The sequence below is a fragment of the Streptomyces sp. NPDC003393 genome, assembly GCF_053589015.1.
Window position 1 is genome coordinate 58,444 of record NZ_JBSFRB010000027.1, and the last position, 15,830, is coordinate 74,273.

Sequence of the window (15,830 nt, forward strand, 5' to 3'; positions counted from 1 at the left end):
GAGGAGAGTTCATGACGCGTCCGTTCCGTTTCGGTGTCAATCTGCTCGATCTCGCGCCCGCCGGGGAGTGGCGCGCCAAGTGCCGTCGGGCCGAGCAGCTCGGCTATGACGTGCTCCTCGTCCCCGACCACCTCGGCTGGCCCGCGCCGTTCCCGGCCCTGGTGGCGGCCGCCGAGGCCACCGAGCGGCCTCGGCTGGGCACGTTCGTGCTCAACGCGGGCTTCTGGAACCCGGCGCTGCTGGCCCGCGAGGTGGCGACGACGGACGCCCTGACCGACGGCCGGCTCGAAGTGGGGCTGGGCACCGGCTACGTCCGGGCGGAGCACGAGAGGGCCGGGCTGCCGTGGGGTTCGCCGGGCGAGCGTGTCGATCACGTGCGGCACACGGTGGAGGAGCTGAAGCGGCTGCTGGGCTCCCCCGAGCAGGAGCCCCGGCCGGTGCAGGAGCCCGGCATCCCGCTGCTGATCGGCGCCAACGGCGACCGGATGCTGCGGCTGGCCGCCGAGCACGCGGACATCGCGGCCTTCACGGCCGCGCGATCGGTGCCGGGGAGCGCCTCCGGGCAGCTGGAGCCGCTCACGGCCGAGGAGCTCGACGAACGGGTGGCGCTGTACCGCAAGCTCGCGGCGGGCCGCCCGGAGCCGGCCGAACTCAATCTGCTCATCCAGCTGGTGGCGGTCACCGACGACCCCGAGCCCGTGCTGCAGCCGCTGCTGGAGCGGCTGCCGAGGCTGACCGTGGAGCAGGTGCCGGCACTGCCCATCGTGCTGGTGGGCACCCTGGAGCAGATCGTCGAACGGGTGCGGGCGCAGCGCGAGCGGTACGGCTTCACCTATCTGACTGTGCTGGAGCCGTACATGGAGGCGTTCGCGCCGGTGATGGAGGCGCTGCGGGGTGCGTAGACACGCGTGGGTGCACAGGTGCGCCTGCGCACAGACGGGTGGGCGGGCGCGCGGTTTCCCGCGGGGCCGGGCAGGCGGGGCGCACGCGCGGGCAGGTGGGCGCAGGTGTCCGGATGGTGGAATTCCGTGGCGCGCGACTCGGCAGGTGATGGGATCGCCCGATGAGTGATCTGCGGATACGGGCCGCGGTGCCCGAAGACCTCGATGCCGTTCTGCGTTTCTGGAAGGCGGCCGCGAAGGGCGCCAGCATCAGCGACGACCTGGAGGGTGTGCAGCGGCTGGTCGCGCGCGACCCCGAGGCGCTGCTGCTGGCCGAGCGGGACGGCGAGCTGGTCGGCACGGTGATCGCGGGATTCGACGGCTGGCGCTGCCATCTGTACCGGCTCGCGGTGCACCGCGGCCGGCGGCGGCAGGGCATCGGCTCGGCGCTGCTGGCCGCCGCCGAGGAACGGTTCGTCGGCCTGGGTGGGCGGCGCGGCGACGCGATGGTGCTCACCGGCAACGAGACCGCGCATCACGCCTGGCGTGCGGCGGGCTACGCGCCCGAGGAGCACTGGCGGCGCTGGGTGAAGCCGCTGACGGAGTGAGACGCCACAGGCTTCTTTACCCATCCTTTACTCTTGGAGGAGCACTCGGTCCTGCATGAAAGGTTGTGAGCGTCCGCCCATGGGCGAGCCTCCCGGTACGCGGCCCCACCGCCGAGCGATCCCCCTGGTCCTGCCCGAGGATGAGAGGGGGTGACCCGATGACCGAAGTGCTCCTGCTGATCGTGGCGGTGCTGCTGTGCGTGGTCTGCGGTGCCTTCGTGGCCGCCGAGTTCTCACTGACCACGGTCGAGCGCAGCGCCCTGGAGCGGGCGGCCGAGCGCGGCGAGCGGGGCGCCTCCGGTGCCCTCAAGGCCGTCCGGAGCCTGACGTTCCAGCTCTCCGGGGCCCAGCTCGGCATCACCGTCACCAACCTGGTGGTCGGCATGCTCGCCGAGCCCTCGATCGCCCGGCTCATGTCGGGACCGCTCCAGCAGATCGGCCTGTCCGGGTCCGCGGCGACCTCGGTGGCGCTGGTGCTGGGCACAGCGCTGTCGACGATGTTCCTGATGGTGGTCGGCGAGCTGGTGCCCAAGAACTGGGCGATCTCCTCCCCGCTGGCGGTGGCCCGGCGGGTGGGCACCCCGCAGCGCTGGTTCAGCGCCGCCTTCCGTCCCTTCATCACCCATCTCAACAGCACGGCGAACCGGGTGGTGCGCCGGCTCGGTGTGGAGCCCGCCGAGGAGCTGGCCTCCGCACGCGGCCCCCAGGAGCTGGTGGCGCTGGCCCGGCACTCCGCCAGGGCGGGCGCCCTGGAGCCCGACACGGCCGAGCTGTTCGTCCGCACGCTCAACCTCGCCGACCTGACCGCGGAGAACGTGATGACGCCGCGCGTCCAGGTCGTCGCCCTGGACGCGCAGGCCACCTGCGAGGACGTGGCGAACGCGACGCGGGCGACCGGCCTGTCCCGCTTCCCCGTCTACCGCGGCAGCCTCGACGGGGTGGTGGGCACCGCCCACATCAAGGACGTACTGGCCGTACCCGTCCATCGGCGGATGCGTCTGAAGGTTTCGGAGATCATGCGCGAGCCGCTGTTCGTCCCCCAGTCGCTCACCGTCGACCGGCTCCTCGACCGGCTCTCGGGCAGACGCACGATGGCGGTCGTCATCGACGAGTACGGCGGCACGGCCGGCGTGGCGACGCTGGAGGACATCGTCGAGGAGGTCGTCGGCGAGGTCCGCGACGAGCACGACCCGCACGAGACGCCCGACCTCGCTCCTGCGGGCGCCGACGCGGAGGGCCGCGGCCTGTACTCGGCCGACGGCTCCGCCCGCATCGACCAGCTGGCGGGCGTCGGGCTGCGGGTGCCGGAGGGGCCGTACGAGACGCTCGCCGGTCTCGTCGCCACCGAGCTGGGCCGGATTCCCCGGACCGGGGACGTGGTGCAGGTCGCCGGCTGGCGGCTGGCGGTGGTGGACGCGAGCGGACGCCGCGCCGCGCGGGTGCTGCTGCACGCGCCCCTCGACGACGAGACCGCGCCGCCGCCGCGCCACGGCCTGCACCCGGGCGACGGGAAGAGGGCCGGCCGGTGACCGCCGTACAGATTCTGATCGGTCTGGCGACCCTGGTCGTCAACGCCTTCTTCGTGGGGGCGGAGTTCGCGCTGATCTCGGTACGCCGCAGCCAGATCGAGCCGTACGCGGAGGAGGGCGACCGCCGGGCGAAGAGCGTGCTGTGGGGGCTGGAGCACGTGTCCGCGCTGCTCGCGGCGGCACAGCTCGGCATCACCCTGTGCACACTGGTCCTCGGTGTGGTGGCCGAGCCCGCGATCGCGCACCTGCTGGAGCCGGTGTTCCACGCGGTGGGCGTGCCGATGAGCGCGGGGCACGCGGTGTCGTTCGTGATCGCGCTGGCCCTGGCGACGTATCTGCACATGCTGCTGGGCGAGATGGTGCCCAAGAACGTCGCGCTCGCCGAACCGGTGCGCAGCGCGCTGCTTCTCGGCCCGCCGCTCGTCGCGCTGTCCCGGGCGCTGCGCCCGGTGATCTTCACGGTGAACGCGTTCGCGAACGCTTTGCTCAGGCTGTTGCGGGTGGAGGCCAAGAACGAGGTCTCGGCGACCTTCACGGACCGGGAGCTCGCCGAGATCGTCAAGGACGCCAGCCAGGCCGGCCTCATCGACGACCGTGCGCAGGAGCGGCTGCACGATGCTCTGGAACTGGGCAGCCGGCCGGTGCGCGACGTGGTGCTCCCGCTGAGCAAGGTCGTCTACGCGCGCGTCGGGATCACCCCGGAGCAGCTGGAGCGGTTGTCGGCGGAGTCCGGGTTCTCCCGCTTCCCGGTGGTGGACGAACAACGCCGGATCATCGGTTATCTGCACGTCAAGGACGCGCTGGACGCCTCGCCGAGCAACGAGCCGTTCCGGCTGCGGGACATGCGTCCCATCGCCCGGGTCCGGGAGGGGACACCGCTGGACGACGTGCTCACCGCGATGCGGGGCAGCCGTACGCATCTGGCGGCGGTGCTGGGCACGGACGGACGGTTGGCGGGCCTGGTGACGATGGAGGACGTGCTGCGGGAGCTGTTCGGCCAGCCGGTGTGAAGGGCCGGGGCGCGGAGGCCCACCGGGCGGGACGGAGCCCGGAGCGAGTGAAGCATCGCCGAACGGGGCGGAGCGGAACCGACCGCTTGGTATGCGTGCGCGAGCGCGGGATACGATCGCTCACGCCATGCAGACGAATCCCACACACACCAGCCTGGTCGCGGTCGGCGACTCGTTCACCGAGGGCATGTCGGACCTGCTGCCCGACGGCTCCTACCGGGGCTGGGCCGACCTCCTGGCGGCCCGGATGGCCGCCCGTACGCCGGGCTTCCGGTACGCCAACCTCGCCGTGCGCGGAAAGCTCATCGGACAGATCGTCGACGAGCAGGTCGAGGTCGCGGCGGCCCTGCGGGCCGACGTGGTGACCTTGGTGGGCGGGCTCAACGACACCCTGCGACCCAAGTGCGACATGGGCAGGGTGCGGGGCCTGCTGACGGAGGCGGTGGAGCGGCTGGCGCCGTCGTGCGGGCAGCTGGTGCTCATGCGCAGCCCCGGCCGGCAGGGACCGGTCCTGGAGCGCTTCCGGCCGCGCATGGAGGCGCTCTACGCCTGCGTGGACGAGCTCGCCGAGAAGCACGGGGCCGTCGTCGTCGACCTGTACGGCGCGCCTTCGCTGGGCGACCCGCGGCTGTGGGACGTGGACCGTCTGCACCTGACGGCCGAGGGTCACCGCCGCGTCGCGGAGGCCGTGTGGCAGGCGCTCGGCCGCGAGCCCGAGGACCCCGAGTGGCGCACGCCGATGCCCGGGACCACGCCGCCGGGCTGGATCACCCGCCGGGTCGCCGACGTCCGCTTCGCCCGGCAGCACCTGCTGCCCTGGATAGGCCGCCGCCTGACCGGCCGCTCCTCCGGCGACGGTATGACGCCGTTGCCGGTCCCCCGCTGGGATGATCCGGTGTGTGCCGAGCACTGCCTCGAGATCGGTTGCTACGGGACCTGGGCCGACCTCTGGCCGGACGGTTCACCCGCTGCGGCCCCGCACACGCACAGGGCCGTAGGTCTCTCAGAGCCGTGTGCCGTGTGTGCCACGGCTGCCGGGGCCTGATGCGCGGTCCGGAAGACGCCTTGTGCGGATGCCACCCGCACCGTCGTGGAGACGGGAGCGGGCGCTCGGATCGACGCCGGACACGTGAAGCCGAAGGACAGGTGACAACGGCCCGGGAGCCTCCCGATCAGAGGTGCCGGGCACAGAAGGCGCCCACGAGTTGATCGCAGGCACGGACGCTGTCCTCTTCGTGGTGTTGGATCTCGCGGCGCAACGCGTCCGCGTCCAGGCCGCCGTCGCCGGTGTCCGGCGACGCGCCAGTGGCGGCCCACCGTTCGGTCCAGCTGTCGAAGCTGTCGACCGTGGTCTCCGGATGAAACTGAACACCGAGCGCGTTTCCCGCGACGAACCCCTGCGAACCACTGGCGTTGTGGGCGACCTCGGTGGCTCCCGGCGGGACGGTGAAGACGTCGGCATGCAACTGCATCCAGGGGCCTCGCCGGATCAGGTCGGGGTCGGTCGACTCGACGAAGGTGATGCCTCGCTCCGGACACGGAGAGCGCACGACCTTCCCGTTCAGGACCCGTGCCAGCAACTGGCCGCCGAAGCAGATGCCGATGGTGGGAAGTTTCCGTTCGACCGCTGTGGTGACAAAGCCCAGTTCGTCGGCGAGCCAGGGAACGCGCGGATCGATCGCGGACTCGTGGGAGCCCATGACGACGAGCAGATCGTACGTCTCGAGGTCGGGCTCTGAACGGAGTCCGCCCACGAACGAGACGACGTGGGGTTCGATGTCGCGTCGCTGGAGTGCGGGACGCAGCGCCCCGGGAATGCGGTCGCGCCGGCTCTTGGCGGGATCGTGGACGAGCACGAGGGCCCTCGACGGCATGTCGTCTCACCTTTCTCGAAGCAGGTTCTCGCGCGACGCGATCGCCCGAAACCGGGCTTCACGCGCAGGGGTGGTCTCGCGGGCACGGCACCGGAAGGTGGTGCGGTGCCCGCGAGGCCACTTTCAGGGGTTCTCCTCGAGTTCCCCGCGCACGGCTCTCCGGAGTCGAGCAGCCGCGTGCGGCCGTGGGAGTCCGGTTGCGGCGAGGAGACCGGCGCGGATCAGAGGTCGAGTACGAGACGCTCCGACCTGGCGCGGCTGACGCAGATCATCATGGTGCGGCTGTGCGCGTGTTCGTGGGCGCCGAGCACCTCGTCGCGGTGGTCGACGACGCCCTCGAGGACCCGGGTCTCGCAGCTGCCGCAGTACCCCTCCTCACAGGAGGACGGCACGTCGGGGCAGACGTCCCGGACCGCTTCCAGGATCGACCGGTCGGCGGAGACCGTGATGCTCGTGCCGGACCGGGCGAGTTCGACCTCGAAGGGCCCGTCGCCGTCGGCGTGCACCGGAGGTGCGTCAGGATCCGCGGAGAAGCGTTCGACGCGCACGTCCAGGCCGTTGCCGGCCTGCTCGCAGGACGTGCGCACATCGCTGATCAGCGACGGCGGGCCGCAGCAGTACACGGCCGTTCCCTCCGGAAGCCGGCCGATCAGGGCCGCGACGTCGGGACGCCCGTCCTGGTCGGTGTGTACGACCGTGACACGGTGGGCGTCGAGCTCCCGCAGTTCGTCGACGAAGGGCATGCTCCCCCGGTGACCGCAGTACAGGACGTGCCAGTCCTGTCCGCAGCGTTCGAGCGCTCGTGCCATGGCGAGGATCGGGGTGATGCCGATGCCTCCGGCGACGAGGAAGTGCCGCGGGGCCCGGGCCAGGGGGAAGTGGTTGCGCGGGCCCAGGACCGTCAGCTGCCTGCCCACCAGGCCGGTGGTGTGGATCTCGTGCGACCCGCCCCGCCCGGCGGGTTCGTGCAGGACGGCCACGGTGTAGCCGGTCTTGTCCTGGTCGTCGCCGCACAGGGAGTACTGCCGTACGGTCCCGGAGGGCAGTACGAGCTCCAGGTGCGCTCCGGGTTCCCAGGGCGGGACGGAACCTCCGGCGGGATCGACCAGGGTCAGCGTCACCACGCGCGGTGTCTCGGCGCGTATCTGTTTCACCAGCAGGGGCCTCGCGCCTGGTTCGGGACGGTTGTCGGGCATGGTGGTTCTCGTCTTTCTCCGAGCATCGGCTCGGGGCCGTCTCAGAAGAGTTCGAAGTACTCGTTGTGCTCCCAGTCCGTGACGGCGGCGTTGAACCGGGCGAGTTCGTGACGTTTGATGCCGACGTAGTACTCGACGAACTGCTTGCCGAAGGCCTGGGCGAACTCGGTGTCGTCGCTGAGCGCCTGGAGCGCCTCTCCCAGCGTCGCCGGCAGACGCGGGGCCTCCGTCTCGTAGGGCTCGTCGGCTGCCGGCCCGAGTTCCCAGCGCTGCTCCATGCCGTTGAGGCCGGCGGTGAGCTGGGAGGCGATGTAGAGGTAGGGGTTGGCCGCGGGTTCGCCGATCCGGTTCTCGACATGGCTCGAGCGGTCGGCCGCGGAGCCGCAGACGCGGAGCATCGCCGCCCGGTTGTCCTGTGCCCAGAGCACCCGGTCCGGGGCCATGGAATAGGACTGGAACCGCTTGTATCCGTTGACGGTCGGCACGGCGAAGACCGAGGCCGCCGCGGCATGGCGCAGTTGACCCGCGAGATAGTGGCGGCCCACCTCGGACAGGACGGCGCCGGGCTCGTCGGGCGCGAACGCGTTCTCGCCCTCCCGCTCGCCCCTGTGCAGCAGGGACTGGTGCAGATGCCATCCGCTGGAGAAGACGCGGGGGATCGTCGGCCGGCACATGAAGGTCACGTGGTAGCCGTGGCGGCGCGCGACCTGCTTCAGGGCGCTGCGCAGCAGCATCACCGTGTCGGCGGCGCGCACCCCGGTCTCGGGACTGAGCGTCACCTCCAGTTGGCTGGGGCCGAATTCGACCTCGAAGGTCCGGACGGGGACGCCGAGGCGTCGCAGCTGCTCGCCGAAGATGGCGATGATCGAGTCGAAGGAGTCCATCCGGTCCTCCGACAGCAGCTGGTAGCCGGAGTTGAGGGGTCCGGGCCGGACCGGGGCACCGGGCCCGGACGCGCCGGGTGCGTCGGCGCGGAAGAGGTGGAACTCGAGTTCCGCACCGGTCAGGACGGTGTAGCCGTGGTCGGCCGCGCGCTGGACGGTACGCCGCAGCAGCCCCCGGCTGCACAGCGGGACGGGTTGTCCGTTGGTGAAGTAGAGGTCGCACAGCAGCCAGCCGGTGCCTCCTGCCCAGTCCAGTACGCGGAACGTGCTCGGATCGGGGACCATGACCATGTCCGAGGCCCCGGCCATCTCGGCGATGCCGCAGCCTCCGTCGGGCGAGAACGCTTTGTAGACGGTGGTGCCGGAGGTGTCCTTGGAGAGGAGCGTGGAGACGACGGTGAGGCCGCTGCGCAGCACGGATCCCAGCTCCTCGGCCGCCACGGTCTTGCCGCGCAGCAGTCCGTGCTGGTCGGCGAAGACGATCCGGACGAAACGGAGTCCCTCCCGCTCGACGCGTCCGACGAGTTCGGCGGCCTCGCGCGTCTGGTCGTCCGAGTACAGGTCGTACCGCTCGATGAATCCCATGGCGCTCATTCCGCGTCGTTCGGCAGGGGCGGCAGCAGTTCGTCGTCGGGTTCGGGCGGCGAGAGCCTGACCCCGGCGGGACCACTGGTGCGGGCGGCGTCGGAGTCCTGGGCCCACGGACTGCCGCGGCGCAGCGAGTCGATCGCCTCGGTCCAGAAGGTCTCCCATTCCCCCGTCGGGCCGATCCCGTCCAGCGGGATGGGCCCTCTGCTCTCCACGTCGGCGGTGTCCCGCAGGAGCATGTCCGGGCTCTTGCCCTCGGCGACCGCGTCGATGGCGGCCAGCAGCATGCGGCGATAGGTCACGATGGCCTTGTCGGAGCGGCTCAGATGCTCGCGGGTGCGGTCATGGATGAGCCCCTGGCCTTCGACGGCCATCTGGTCGTGCACATTGATGTCCGGGCCGAGGCCCGTGTACGTGGAGGTGCGCTGCTCCTCGGGGTCGAACAGGTACTGGTTGGCGCGGTTCCGCACGGGCTTGTAGTCCGGCAGGGTGATGCCTTCCAGCCGCTGCTCGCGCATCTTCTCGCGGTCGACGGGCTCGTCGAGGCTGGTGAACATCGCGTACCAGTAGCAGGAGGTGTCGTCGACCGGGACGTGCCACTGGGTGATCGCCATCGAGGCGCTCAGCGGGATGGTGATGCCGTGCGGGAAGACCTGGTGGGTGATGCGCACATGGGTGGCGCTGCCGTCGTGGCCCTCGCCGTCGATCCTGCGGAGGGCGACGATGCGCTGGCCGTACTCGGTTCGGGCGTTGAGGATCTCGGGCCGGCCGTACTCCCGAAGGATCTTCGTCATCGGCAGGTCCGTGCCCAGCGAGACGTTGCGGAACTGCTTGCCGTAGGCGTCGCCGGAGTCGTCGTCCTCTGCGAAGCGGTGCAGATAGGAGGCGTGGGCGGGGTCGATGCCGACCTCGAGGGCCTGCAGCCAGTTGCAGTCCAGGTAACCCTTGAAGGCGAAGGTGTACTCCTCGGGGGCGAGGAAGCAGTCGAGCGCGGGAAGGGTCGGCGGCTCACCGGGGCCGAGATAACCCCACACGATGCCGTTGCACTCGCGCACCGGGTAGGACTTGATGCGCACCCTCGAGGCCAGCTTGCTGCCCTCCGGTTCCGCGGGCGTCTGCAGGCAGCCGCCGGTGTTGTCGAACAGCCAGCCGTGGAAGTAGCAGCGCAGTCCGCCGTCCTCCGGCCGGCCGAGGGAGAGGTCCGCTCCCCGGTGCGGGCAGCGCCGCTCGATCAGGCCGAGGGAGCCGTCCTGGTCGCGGAACAGGACCAGGTCCTCGCCGAGCACCCTGACCGTGACGACCGGACGCGGGCCCGCGAGTTCCTCGGTCAGTGCGACAGGCTGCCAGTAGAGGCGCATCCAGTTCCCGGCGGGCGTTCCGGGACCGGTCTCGGTCATCTTCCTGTTTTCTTCTGCTAGCATCCAGACCCCAGGAGTTCGATTACCGCACAGATGTTCAATTTTCTGGCGGGGTGGGTGGACGGTACGACCGGACAGGGGACGAACGCAATGGGCCGGCTCAACGAAAAAGACGCACAGACGCGACGGCAACGGGAACTGGCAGGCACCGCGAACCCGGCCGACTTCTCCGAGGCGCTCGCGCGGGGTCTCGCGGTCCTCTCGGCCTTCGGTCCGCACCACAGACGCATGACCCAGGCCGACCTGGCACGCGAACTCGGCCTGTCCCGGGCCACGGTCCGACGCGCGGTGCTCACCTTGGAACACCTCGGCTACCTGGCCGCCGACGGGCGCGCCTATGAGCTGACGCCTCGCATCCTCGGCCTCGCGGAGGGCTATCTGACGTCGAACGCGATCAGCACCATCGTCCAGCCGATGTGCGATCGCGTCTGCGGCCAGTTCAATGCCTCGTGCTCTGCGGCCGTCCTCGACGGAACCGACGCCGTCATGATCGCTCGGGCGGTACGGCAGTCCCTGCTCATCGTCGGAAGCGGAATCGGCTACCGCGTGCCCGCGCACAGTTCGGCCCTGGGCAAGGTGCTGCTGGCCCATCTCGACCCCGCCGGGGACGCCTCGCACGACGGCGCCCCGGACAGCGCGGCGCTGGAAGAGATCCGACAGGCCGGCTACTGCTACGTCGCGAACGACGTCGAGGCGGGGTTCCACTCGGTGGCCGTACCGATCAGGCGGTGGGACGGCCAGGTCGTGGCCTCCTTGAACGTGGGTGCGGCCATCGAGCAACTGGCGCCGGAGGAGATGCTCGGGAAGGTCCTCGACACGCTTCGGCTCAGTGCCGAACACCTCGGGAAACAGCTGCTCTGACCTGCTCGTACGCGGGAGGCACAAGGCCGTCGCGGGCGCTTGCGGAGGAACGGATGCCGTGGCAGGACATCGGTCAGCCCGCCCGCTCCCACTGGACCGGCGCCTCCTGCGCCGTGTCGCGGCCCGGGTCGACGATCGCGGCGGCGACCAGGCCGCCGACCGCGATCAGGGCACCTGTCACCAGGAACGCGGTGTTGTAGCCGTCGACCTGGTTCTTCGCGGCGTCGACGAGTGCTCCGGTCGCCCAGGGCGCGATGATCCCGGCCGTGCTCTGCAGCCCGATGAACAGGCTGAGGACACTGGTCCGTTGCGAGGGTGCCGCACAGGTGCCGATCGCCGCGTAGACGATCGGCAGGGCCAGCAGCGTGAGGCAGTAGCCGACGACCAGCAGCCCGTACGCCACGTAGCGCTGGTTTCCGGCGAGGGGCAGGGCGGCGAGGAACAGCCCACCGACGGCCAGGGACAGCGTGGGCACCAGGCCTCGGGCCACCCGGGCCGAGAAACCCGAGGCGAGGAGGCGATCGGTGAGCCAGCCGGCCCCGAGCATGATGCCCATGCCCACGATGCTGGGCAGGCCGAACAGGAACCCCGAGGTGAGCGGAGAGAACCCGAGGCCGGCTTCCAGGTACGACGGGAGCCAGCTGAGGATCACCGAGATCAGCGCGTACAGCGGGTAGGTCGCCAGCAGCAGCAGGACGAATGTCCGGCTCGTGACGACCGCGAGGAAGGTGCGTCGTCGTGCCGCCCGACCGGCGAAGACCTCGGCGCGCGTGGCCCCGGCCGGCGCCTGAGGGGTACTGGCGTAGGGCCCGGAGCGTCCGAAGGCCAGCCAGAGACCGCACCACACCGCGCCCGCCACCGCCAGTGCGAGGAAGGCCGTACGCCACCCCTGACGCACGATCAGGAACGTGAGCAGGGGTGCCGCCACGAGCTTGGCGAGTGAGGGTCCCGAGGTGAGCACGGAGGTGGGAAGTCCCCGCCGATGCGGCGGGAACCAGCTGTAGGCGGTGGAGTTGGCCACGGCCGTCGCCGGACCCTCCGCTGCGCCGAGAGCGACGCGTGTGGTGAGCAGTACTCCCCCGCCCGCGAACAGGAAGACGGGCAGCTGGGTCGCCGCCCACAGCAGCGACATGGTGAACAGCAGTCGGCGCAGCGGTATGTGCCGGGTCGCCAGGAACCCGATCCCGATCGCACTGACGCTGTAGAGGAAGTAGAAGGAACTGCTGACGAGGCCGAAGTCCGATGCCGACAGCCCCAGCTCACGCATGAGCGGCTGAGCCGCCAGGGCCAGGACGGTGCGGTCGGCGAAGTTGATCACCATGAAGACGCACAGCATGATCAGCATGCACCAGGCGGCCAGTGGGCGGAACTCCCGGTCTCTGGCGTCCGGTTCGGTGATCGACGGGCTCGGTTTCCAGGCTGTGGCCACTGCGTTTCCTTCCGGGACGGGGATGCGTGCACGATGCTGCGTCGCAAGCGCACAGCGTGGGTGCGGGCGCCGCGTTCACTGCGCGGTGGGCGGCCACAGCGGCTCGGGGACGGTCGCCCCGATGGGGCGGGCCCATCCGTTGCGGCCGGCCACCTCGTGGACCGGACGACGGTTGGCGGCCACGCCCCACCGGCCGAGGGGGTAGCCGAGCGCGAGCATGACGTTCATCCGCCAGCCGTCCGCCGTGGGGACGCCGAGGAGCCTGTGCACGGTGTCCTCTTCGTAGCGGAGCACGGTGGTGATGACGCCGCCGACGCCTTCCGCGCGAGCGGCGAGCAGGGTGCTCCAGATGGCCGGGTAGATGTTCGCGCCTCCGTGGTCGTCTATCGAGAAGACGAACAGCAGCAGGGGGATGTCGGTGAAGTGCTCGGTGAAGTAGTCGCCCGAGGCCTTGATCTTGCGCAGGGTGGCGGCGTGCGCCTCGGGGTCGTGAATCGTTCTGGCGAGCGCGCCCTGGGCGATGTCCGCGTACTCCTGTTCGCGGCACTTCTGGTAGAGCTCGGCCAGTTCCTCCTTGATGGCGGGGTCGTCCACCGCGACGAAGTGCCAGCGCTGGGCGTTGCCGCCGTTGGGCGCCCGGATCGCGGCATCGAGGATGCGGCACTGCGTCTCGAGCGGGATGGGATCCTTGCGCATCCGCCGCATCATCCGGGTGGTGTACAGGGCCTCGTAGACATCCATGGGGTGCTCCTTGGCAGGTGGAGGAGGAAATCGGGGGGAATGCGGGGGTTCATCGGCCCGTGGGCCACGCGGCCACCCGCCGGTCCAGTTCCACGCGCAGCGCCTCGGGATCGACGGCGACGATCCCGAGGCTGCCGTCCACCGGCACAAGCACGCCGTCCGGCGGGTCGTCCACCGGGCCGAGGTCGTGGATGCTGTCGTCGATCCAGACCCACGGCCGGCCCGCGGCGAAGGCGCGGATGGCCCGAAGCTTGTGGAACTGCACGGGGAGGAAGGGCCAGGGGCGTTCGGGCAGGCCGAGTATCGGCCGCAGGGCCGGATGGGCGTTGTGGGACCAGGCACCGGCCCACACGATGTCGAATCGCCCGGCCAGTTCCCGCAGGCGCACGTCCGCCCCGACCGGCACGCTCACCCGCCGGGCCCATCTGTTGCCGTAGGCGTGCACGACGGTCTCGGTGACCGGAACGGACGGGTGGTCCAGAGCCAGCACGCCGTCCACGTCGACGACCGCGAGGGGCCGTCGCATCACGTCAGTCACGGTGTCTCCTACACGTCGAGGACCAGGCGGGGGGACCGGCAGCGTGAGACGCAGATGAGCATGGTGTCGCCGGCCCGGCGTTCCGCGTCGCTGAGGACGGAGTCGCGGTGCTCGATGTCGCCCTCGACCACCGCTGTCTCACAGGTGCCGCAGATGCCGTCCTGACAGGAGTAGGCCACGGGCAGGCCGGCCTCCCGCAGAACGTCGAGGATGCTCTGATCCGGCCCGACACTCGCGTGCGCCCCCGATCGCCGGCACACCACCTCGAACGTCGTCGCCGGAGCGTCGCCGGTCCGCTGCCGGGCGGCGAACCGCTCGAGCAGCAGTGTGCGGTGGTGCTTCGAGCAGGCGGTCTCCGCGGCGGCCAGCAGCGGTTCGGGTCCGCAGCAGAACACCGCCGTGCCGGGTGTGGTGTCGTCCAGCGCCCGGTCGAGGTCGAGCAGTCCGAACTCGTCCTCCGGGCGGACGAGAACGTGCTCGCCGTAGCGCTCGATCCGGTCCAGGAAGGCCATCGACGCCCGGCGTCGGCCGCCGTAGAGAAGCCGCCATCGAGTGCCCCGGCCGTGCACGGCCGAGATCATCGGCAGCAGCGGTGTGATCCCGATCCCGCCGGCGACGAACAGGTACTCGGCGGCGTCCACCAGGGCGAAGTTGTTCCTGGGGTGCGAGACCCGCAGGAGTGCGCCGGGCCTGAGGGCGGCGTGGACGTACGCGGAGGCCCCCCTGCCCGCGGGCTCGTGGAGCACCGCCACCGTCAGTGTCCGGTCGTCGCAAGGATCTCCGCACAGCGAGTAGCTGCGGCGCAGCCCCGGACCGAGAGCGACGTCGATGTGCGCGCCGGGGCTCCACGGGGGCAGTGCCCGCCCGGCCGGGTCGGCCAGGACCACCGAGAGCACTCCCTCCGCTTCCCAGGTCATGGACACGACGCGCACCTCCCGGTCGGGAGCCGGCGGTGTGGGTCGGGGCGAGGCCACACCGCTGGTCATCTCGCGGCCCGCGCAGGGTCGGTGGCGGTGGCACCGTCGAAGTAGCTGCCGGCCTCGACGTGGTAGGTGACGGTGTCGCCGTCACGGGTGACGCCGACCGGATCGCCGCCCTCGGCCACAGCCTTGATCTGCTTGCCCATCATGCGCCGCAGCATCGCGACGCCCTGGTCGGTGGTGGTGAGGAACTCACGGGAGTGCGTGGCGACGGCACCCTGGGACTTCTGGGCCTCGTAGTCGCCGGGGTAGCGCTGGTGCTCGGCCTCGGTGAGTTCGTGCCACCACTTGCCGTCGCCCATCCGGCTGCGCTCGCCGAGCAGATAGTCGGGGTGGTCGGCCTTGAAAAGGGTGAACACCCCGAAGTGTGTGTCGTCGAAGGGCACTGCCCAGCCGATGATCGGAGTCGGTCCCAGGGCGGTCAGCTTCGGCCCGGGGATCAACCGGACGTTGGGGAAGACGCAGTCGGTGACCCGGTTCAGCACCCGGCCGTCGGGAAACTCGCGGACGGACGTGACGCGCACACCCTGCTCGGTGTACGAGAACGTGCACTCCGGCAGGATGGCCATCTCCGGAATGAACTGGTTGCCGGAGAAACGCGCGTGCAGGATCGGCACGTGGAAGGGGTCCATCACGTTCTCCCAGTGCTGGAGCCAGTTGAAGTCCAGCTCCACGGGACCGCCCGCGCCGAAGCTGCGGTCGTCGGCGAAGACGGACTCCCCCGCTTCGCGGCTCTCCAGCACGTCGTAGACGGGGAAGGCCGGTTCACGGTCGGGCGGCCCCATGTACGCGAAGATCAGGCCGTGGTACTCACGCAGCGGGTACCACGGTTGGCGGACCCGGTCGCGATACCGGCCGAGCTCCGGCTCGCACGGCTGCTCGAGGCAGTGGCCCTCGGTGTCGAAGACCCATCCGTGGTAGCAGCACCGGATGCCGTCCTGCTCGACTCCGCCGTAGTACAGCGACGCCCCGCGGTGCGCGCAGTCCGGTGCCAGCAGACCGGGCCTGCCCCGACGGGTGCGGAACAGGACGAGGTCCTCCCCCAGGATCCGCAGCCGCTTCGGGGTCGTGGTGGCGTCACCGGAGAGCGCGACGGGTTGCCAGTACCGGCGAAGGACCTCACCGTACGGGGTGCCCGGACCCACCCGGGTCAGCTCCAGCAGCGACGTTCCGGGAGGGCGTCCGTAGGCGGTGCCGACGTCCATGAGGACTCCTTGCTCTCGGTGGGCTTCGGTCGGGCGGCCGGCCGGGGACGACCGCCGTCGGGGACAGCGGTCCGAGAGGTCGGCGCGC

General features: G+C 70.8%; 14 protein-coding genes and 1 pseudogene. 6 read left to right on the forward strand and 9 right to left on the reverse strand.

The window, feature by feature from the left end; all coding sequences use genetic code 11:
- Positions 1-11: 11 nt before the first annotated feature.
- The 5 genes and pseudogenes from ACWDUZ_RS24395 to ACWDUZ_RS24415 all read left to right on the forward strand — a co-directional run.
- The gene (locus ACWDUZ_RS24395; RefSeq protein ID WP_451633916.1) at positions 12-902 is read left to right on the forward strand and encodes an LLM class F420-dependent oxidoreductase; all 891 of its coding nucleotides are present in this window, start codon (positions 12-14) and stop codon (positions 900-902) included.
- Between the two features lie 161 nt (positions 903-1,063).
- On the forward strand, positions 1,064-1,489 hold the full coding sequence (locus ACWDUZ_RS24400) for a GNAT family N-acetyltransferase (protein WP_451633917.1): 426 nt from the start codon (positions 1,064-1,066) through the stop codon (positions 1,487-1,489).
- 158 nt (positions 1,490-1,647) lie between these two features.
- Positions 1,648-3,018 (forward strand): hemolysin family protein, encoded by a 1,371-nt coding sequence (locus tag ACWDUZ_RS24405; RefSeq protein ID WP_451633918.1) that lies wholly within the window; start codon positions 1,648-1,650, stop codon positions 3,016-3,018.
- Positions 3,015-4,028 (forward strand): hemolysin family protein, encoded by a 1,014-nt coding sequence (locus tag ACWDUZ_RS24410; protein WP_451633919.1) that lies wholly within the window; start codon positions 3,015-3,017, stop codon positions 4,026-4,028. The genes ACWDUZ_RS24405 and ACWDUZ_RS24410 overlap by 4 nt, the downstream gene beginning before the upstream one ends.
- A gap of 127 nt (positions 4,029-4,155) precedes the next feature.
- Positions 4,156-4,891: pseudogene (locus ACWDUZ_RS24415) on the forward strand (SGNH/GDSL hydrolase family protein); the annotation flags it as partial.
- Between the two features lie 309 nt (positions 4,892-5,200).
- Here ACWDUZ_RS24415 and ACWDUZ_RS24420 read toward each other — a convergent pair.
- From ACWDUZ_RS24420 to ACWDUZ_RS24435, 4 genes are all read right to left on the reverse strand, one after another.
- Positions 5,201-5,902, reverse strand: a complete 702-nt coding sequence (locus ACWDUZ_RS24420; protein ID WP_451633920.1) for a type 1 glutamine amidotransferase — start codon at positions 5,900-5,902, stop codon at positions 5,201-5,203.
- A 221-nt stretch (positions 5,903-6,123) separates the two neighbouring features.
- Entirely contained in the window at positions 6,124-7,098 is a 975-nt protein-coding gene (locus ACWDUZ_RS24425; protein ID WP_451633921.1) for a PDR/VanB family oxidoreductase, read from the reverse strand.
- A 41-nt stretch (positions 7,099-7,139) separates the two neighbouring features.
- Positions 7,140-8,576, reverse strand: a complete 1,437-nt coding sequence (locus ACWDUZ_RS24430; protein ID WP_451633922.1) for a glutamine synthetase family protein — start codon at positions 8,574-8,576, stop codon at positions 7,140-7,142.
- Positions 8,573-9,967, reverse strand: a complete 1,395-nt coding sequence (locus tag ACWDUZ_RS24435) for a Rieske 2Fe-2S domain-containing protein (RefSeq protein ID WP_451633923.1) — start codon at positions 9,965-9,967, stop codon at positions 8,573-8,575. The genes ACWDUZ_RS24430 and ACWDUZ_RS24435 overlap by 4 nt, the downstream gene beginning before the upstream one ends.
- A gap of 111 nt (positions 9,968-10,078) precedes the next feature.
- On the opposite strand from ACWDUZ_RS24435, the gene ACWDUZ_RS24440 reads away from it, so the two are divergent.
- Positions 10,079-10,849, forward strand: coding sequence for an IclR family transcriptional regulator domain-containing protein (locus tag ACWDUZ_RS24440; RefSeq protein WP_451633924.1), 771 nt, complete (start codon positions 10,079-10,081; stop codon positions 10,847-10,849).
- A 73-nt stretch (positions 10,850-10,922) separates the two neighbouring features.
- On the opposite strand, the gene ACWDUZ_RS24445 is transcribed toward ACWDUZ_RS24440, so the two are convergent.
- From ACWDUZ_RS24445 to ACWDUZ_RS24465, 5 genes are all read right to left on the reverse strand, one after another.
- Complete coding sequence (locus ACWDUZ_RS24445; protein WP_451633925.1) at positions 10,923-12,278, reverse strand: MFS transporter; 1,356 nt, start codon at positions 12,276-12,278, stop codon at positions 10,923-10,925.
- Positions 12,279-12,353: 75 nt separating this feature from the next.
- Entirely contained in the window at positions 12,354-13,019 is a 666-nt protein-coding gene (locus ACWDUZ_RS24450; protein ID WP_451633926.1) for a nitroreductase family protein, read from the reverse strand.
- Between the two features lie 49 nt (positions 13,020-13,068).
- Positions 13,069-13,557 carry a hypothetical protein gene (locus ACWDUZ_RS24455; RefSeq protein WP_451633927.1) on the reverse strand — a complete coding sequence of 163 codons (489 nt, stop codon included), beginning with the start codon at positions 13,555-13,557 and terminating at the stop codon, positions 13,069-13,071.
- Positions 13,558-13,565: 8 nt separating this feature from the next.
- Positions 13,566-14,474, reverse strand: a complete 909-nt coding sequence (locus ACWDUZ_RS24460; RefSeq protein WP_451633928.1) for a PDR/VanB family oxidoreductase — start codon at positions 14,472-14,474, stop codon at positions 13,566-13,568.
- Positions 14,475-14,539: 65 nt separating this feature from the next.
- Entirely contained in the window at positions 14,540-15,742 is a 1,203-nt protein-coding gene (locus ACWDUZ_RS24465) for a Rieske 2Fe-2S domain-containing protein (RefSeq protein ID WP_451633929.1), read from the reverse strand.
- Between the last annotated feature and the right edge of the window lie 88 nt (positions 15,743-15,830).

Excerpts from the sequence above, each read along its gene's own strand:
- ACWDUZ_RS24395 (WP_451633916.1), top strand. The coding sequence starts at position 12 with ATGACGCGTCCGTTCCGTTTCGGTGTCAATCTGCTCGATCTCGCGCCC.
- ACWDUZ_RS24440 (WP_451633924.1), top strand. The coding sequence starts at position 10,079 with ATGGGCCGGCTCAACGAAAAAGACGCACAGACGCGACGGCAACGGGAA.
- ACWDUZ_RS24465 (WP_451633929.1), bottom strand. The coding sequence starts at position 15,742 with ATGGACGTCGGCACCGCCTACGGACGCCCTCCCGGAACGTCGCTGCTG.
- ACWDUZ_RS24420 (WP_451633920.1), bottom strand. The coding sequence starts at position 5,902 with ATGCCGTCGAGGGCCCTCGTGCTCGTCCACGATCCCGCCAAGAGCCGG.
- ACWDUZ_RS24425 (WP_451633921.1), bottom strand. The coding sequence starts at position 7,098 with ATGCCCGACAACCGTCCCGAACCAGGCGCGAGGCCCCTGCTGGTGAAA.
- ACWDUZ_RS24460 (WP_451633928.1), bottom strand. The coding sequence starts at position 14,474 with ATGACCTGGGAAGCGGAGGGAGTGCTCTCGGTGGTCCTGGCCGACCCG.
- ACWDUZ_RS24430 (WP_451633922.1), bottom strand. The coding sequence starts at position 8,576 with ATGAGCGCCATGGGATTCATCGAGCGGTACGACCTGTACTCGGACGAC.
- ACWDUZ_RS24450 (WP_451633926.1), bottom strand. The coding sequence starts at position 13,019 with ATGGATGTCTACGAGGCCCTGTACACCACCCGGATGATGCGGCGGATG.
- ACWDUZ_RS24405 (WP_451633918.1), top strand. The coding sequence starts at position 1,648 with ATGACCGAAGTGCTCCTGCTGATCGTGGCGGTGCTGCTGTGCGTGGTC.
- ACWDUZ_RS24400 (WP_451633917.1), top strand. The coding sequence starts at position 1,064 with ATGAGTGATCTGCGGATACGGGCCGCGGTGCCCGAAGACCTCGATGCC.
- ACWDUZ_RS24435 (WP_451633923.1), bottom strand. The coding sequence starts at position 9,967 with ATGACCGAGACCGGTCCCGGAACGCCCGCCGGGAACTGGATGCGCCTC.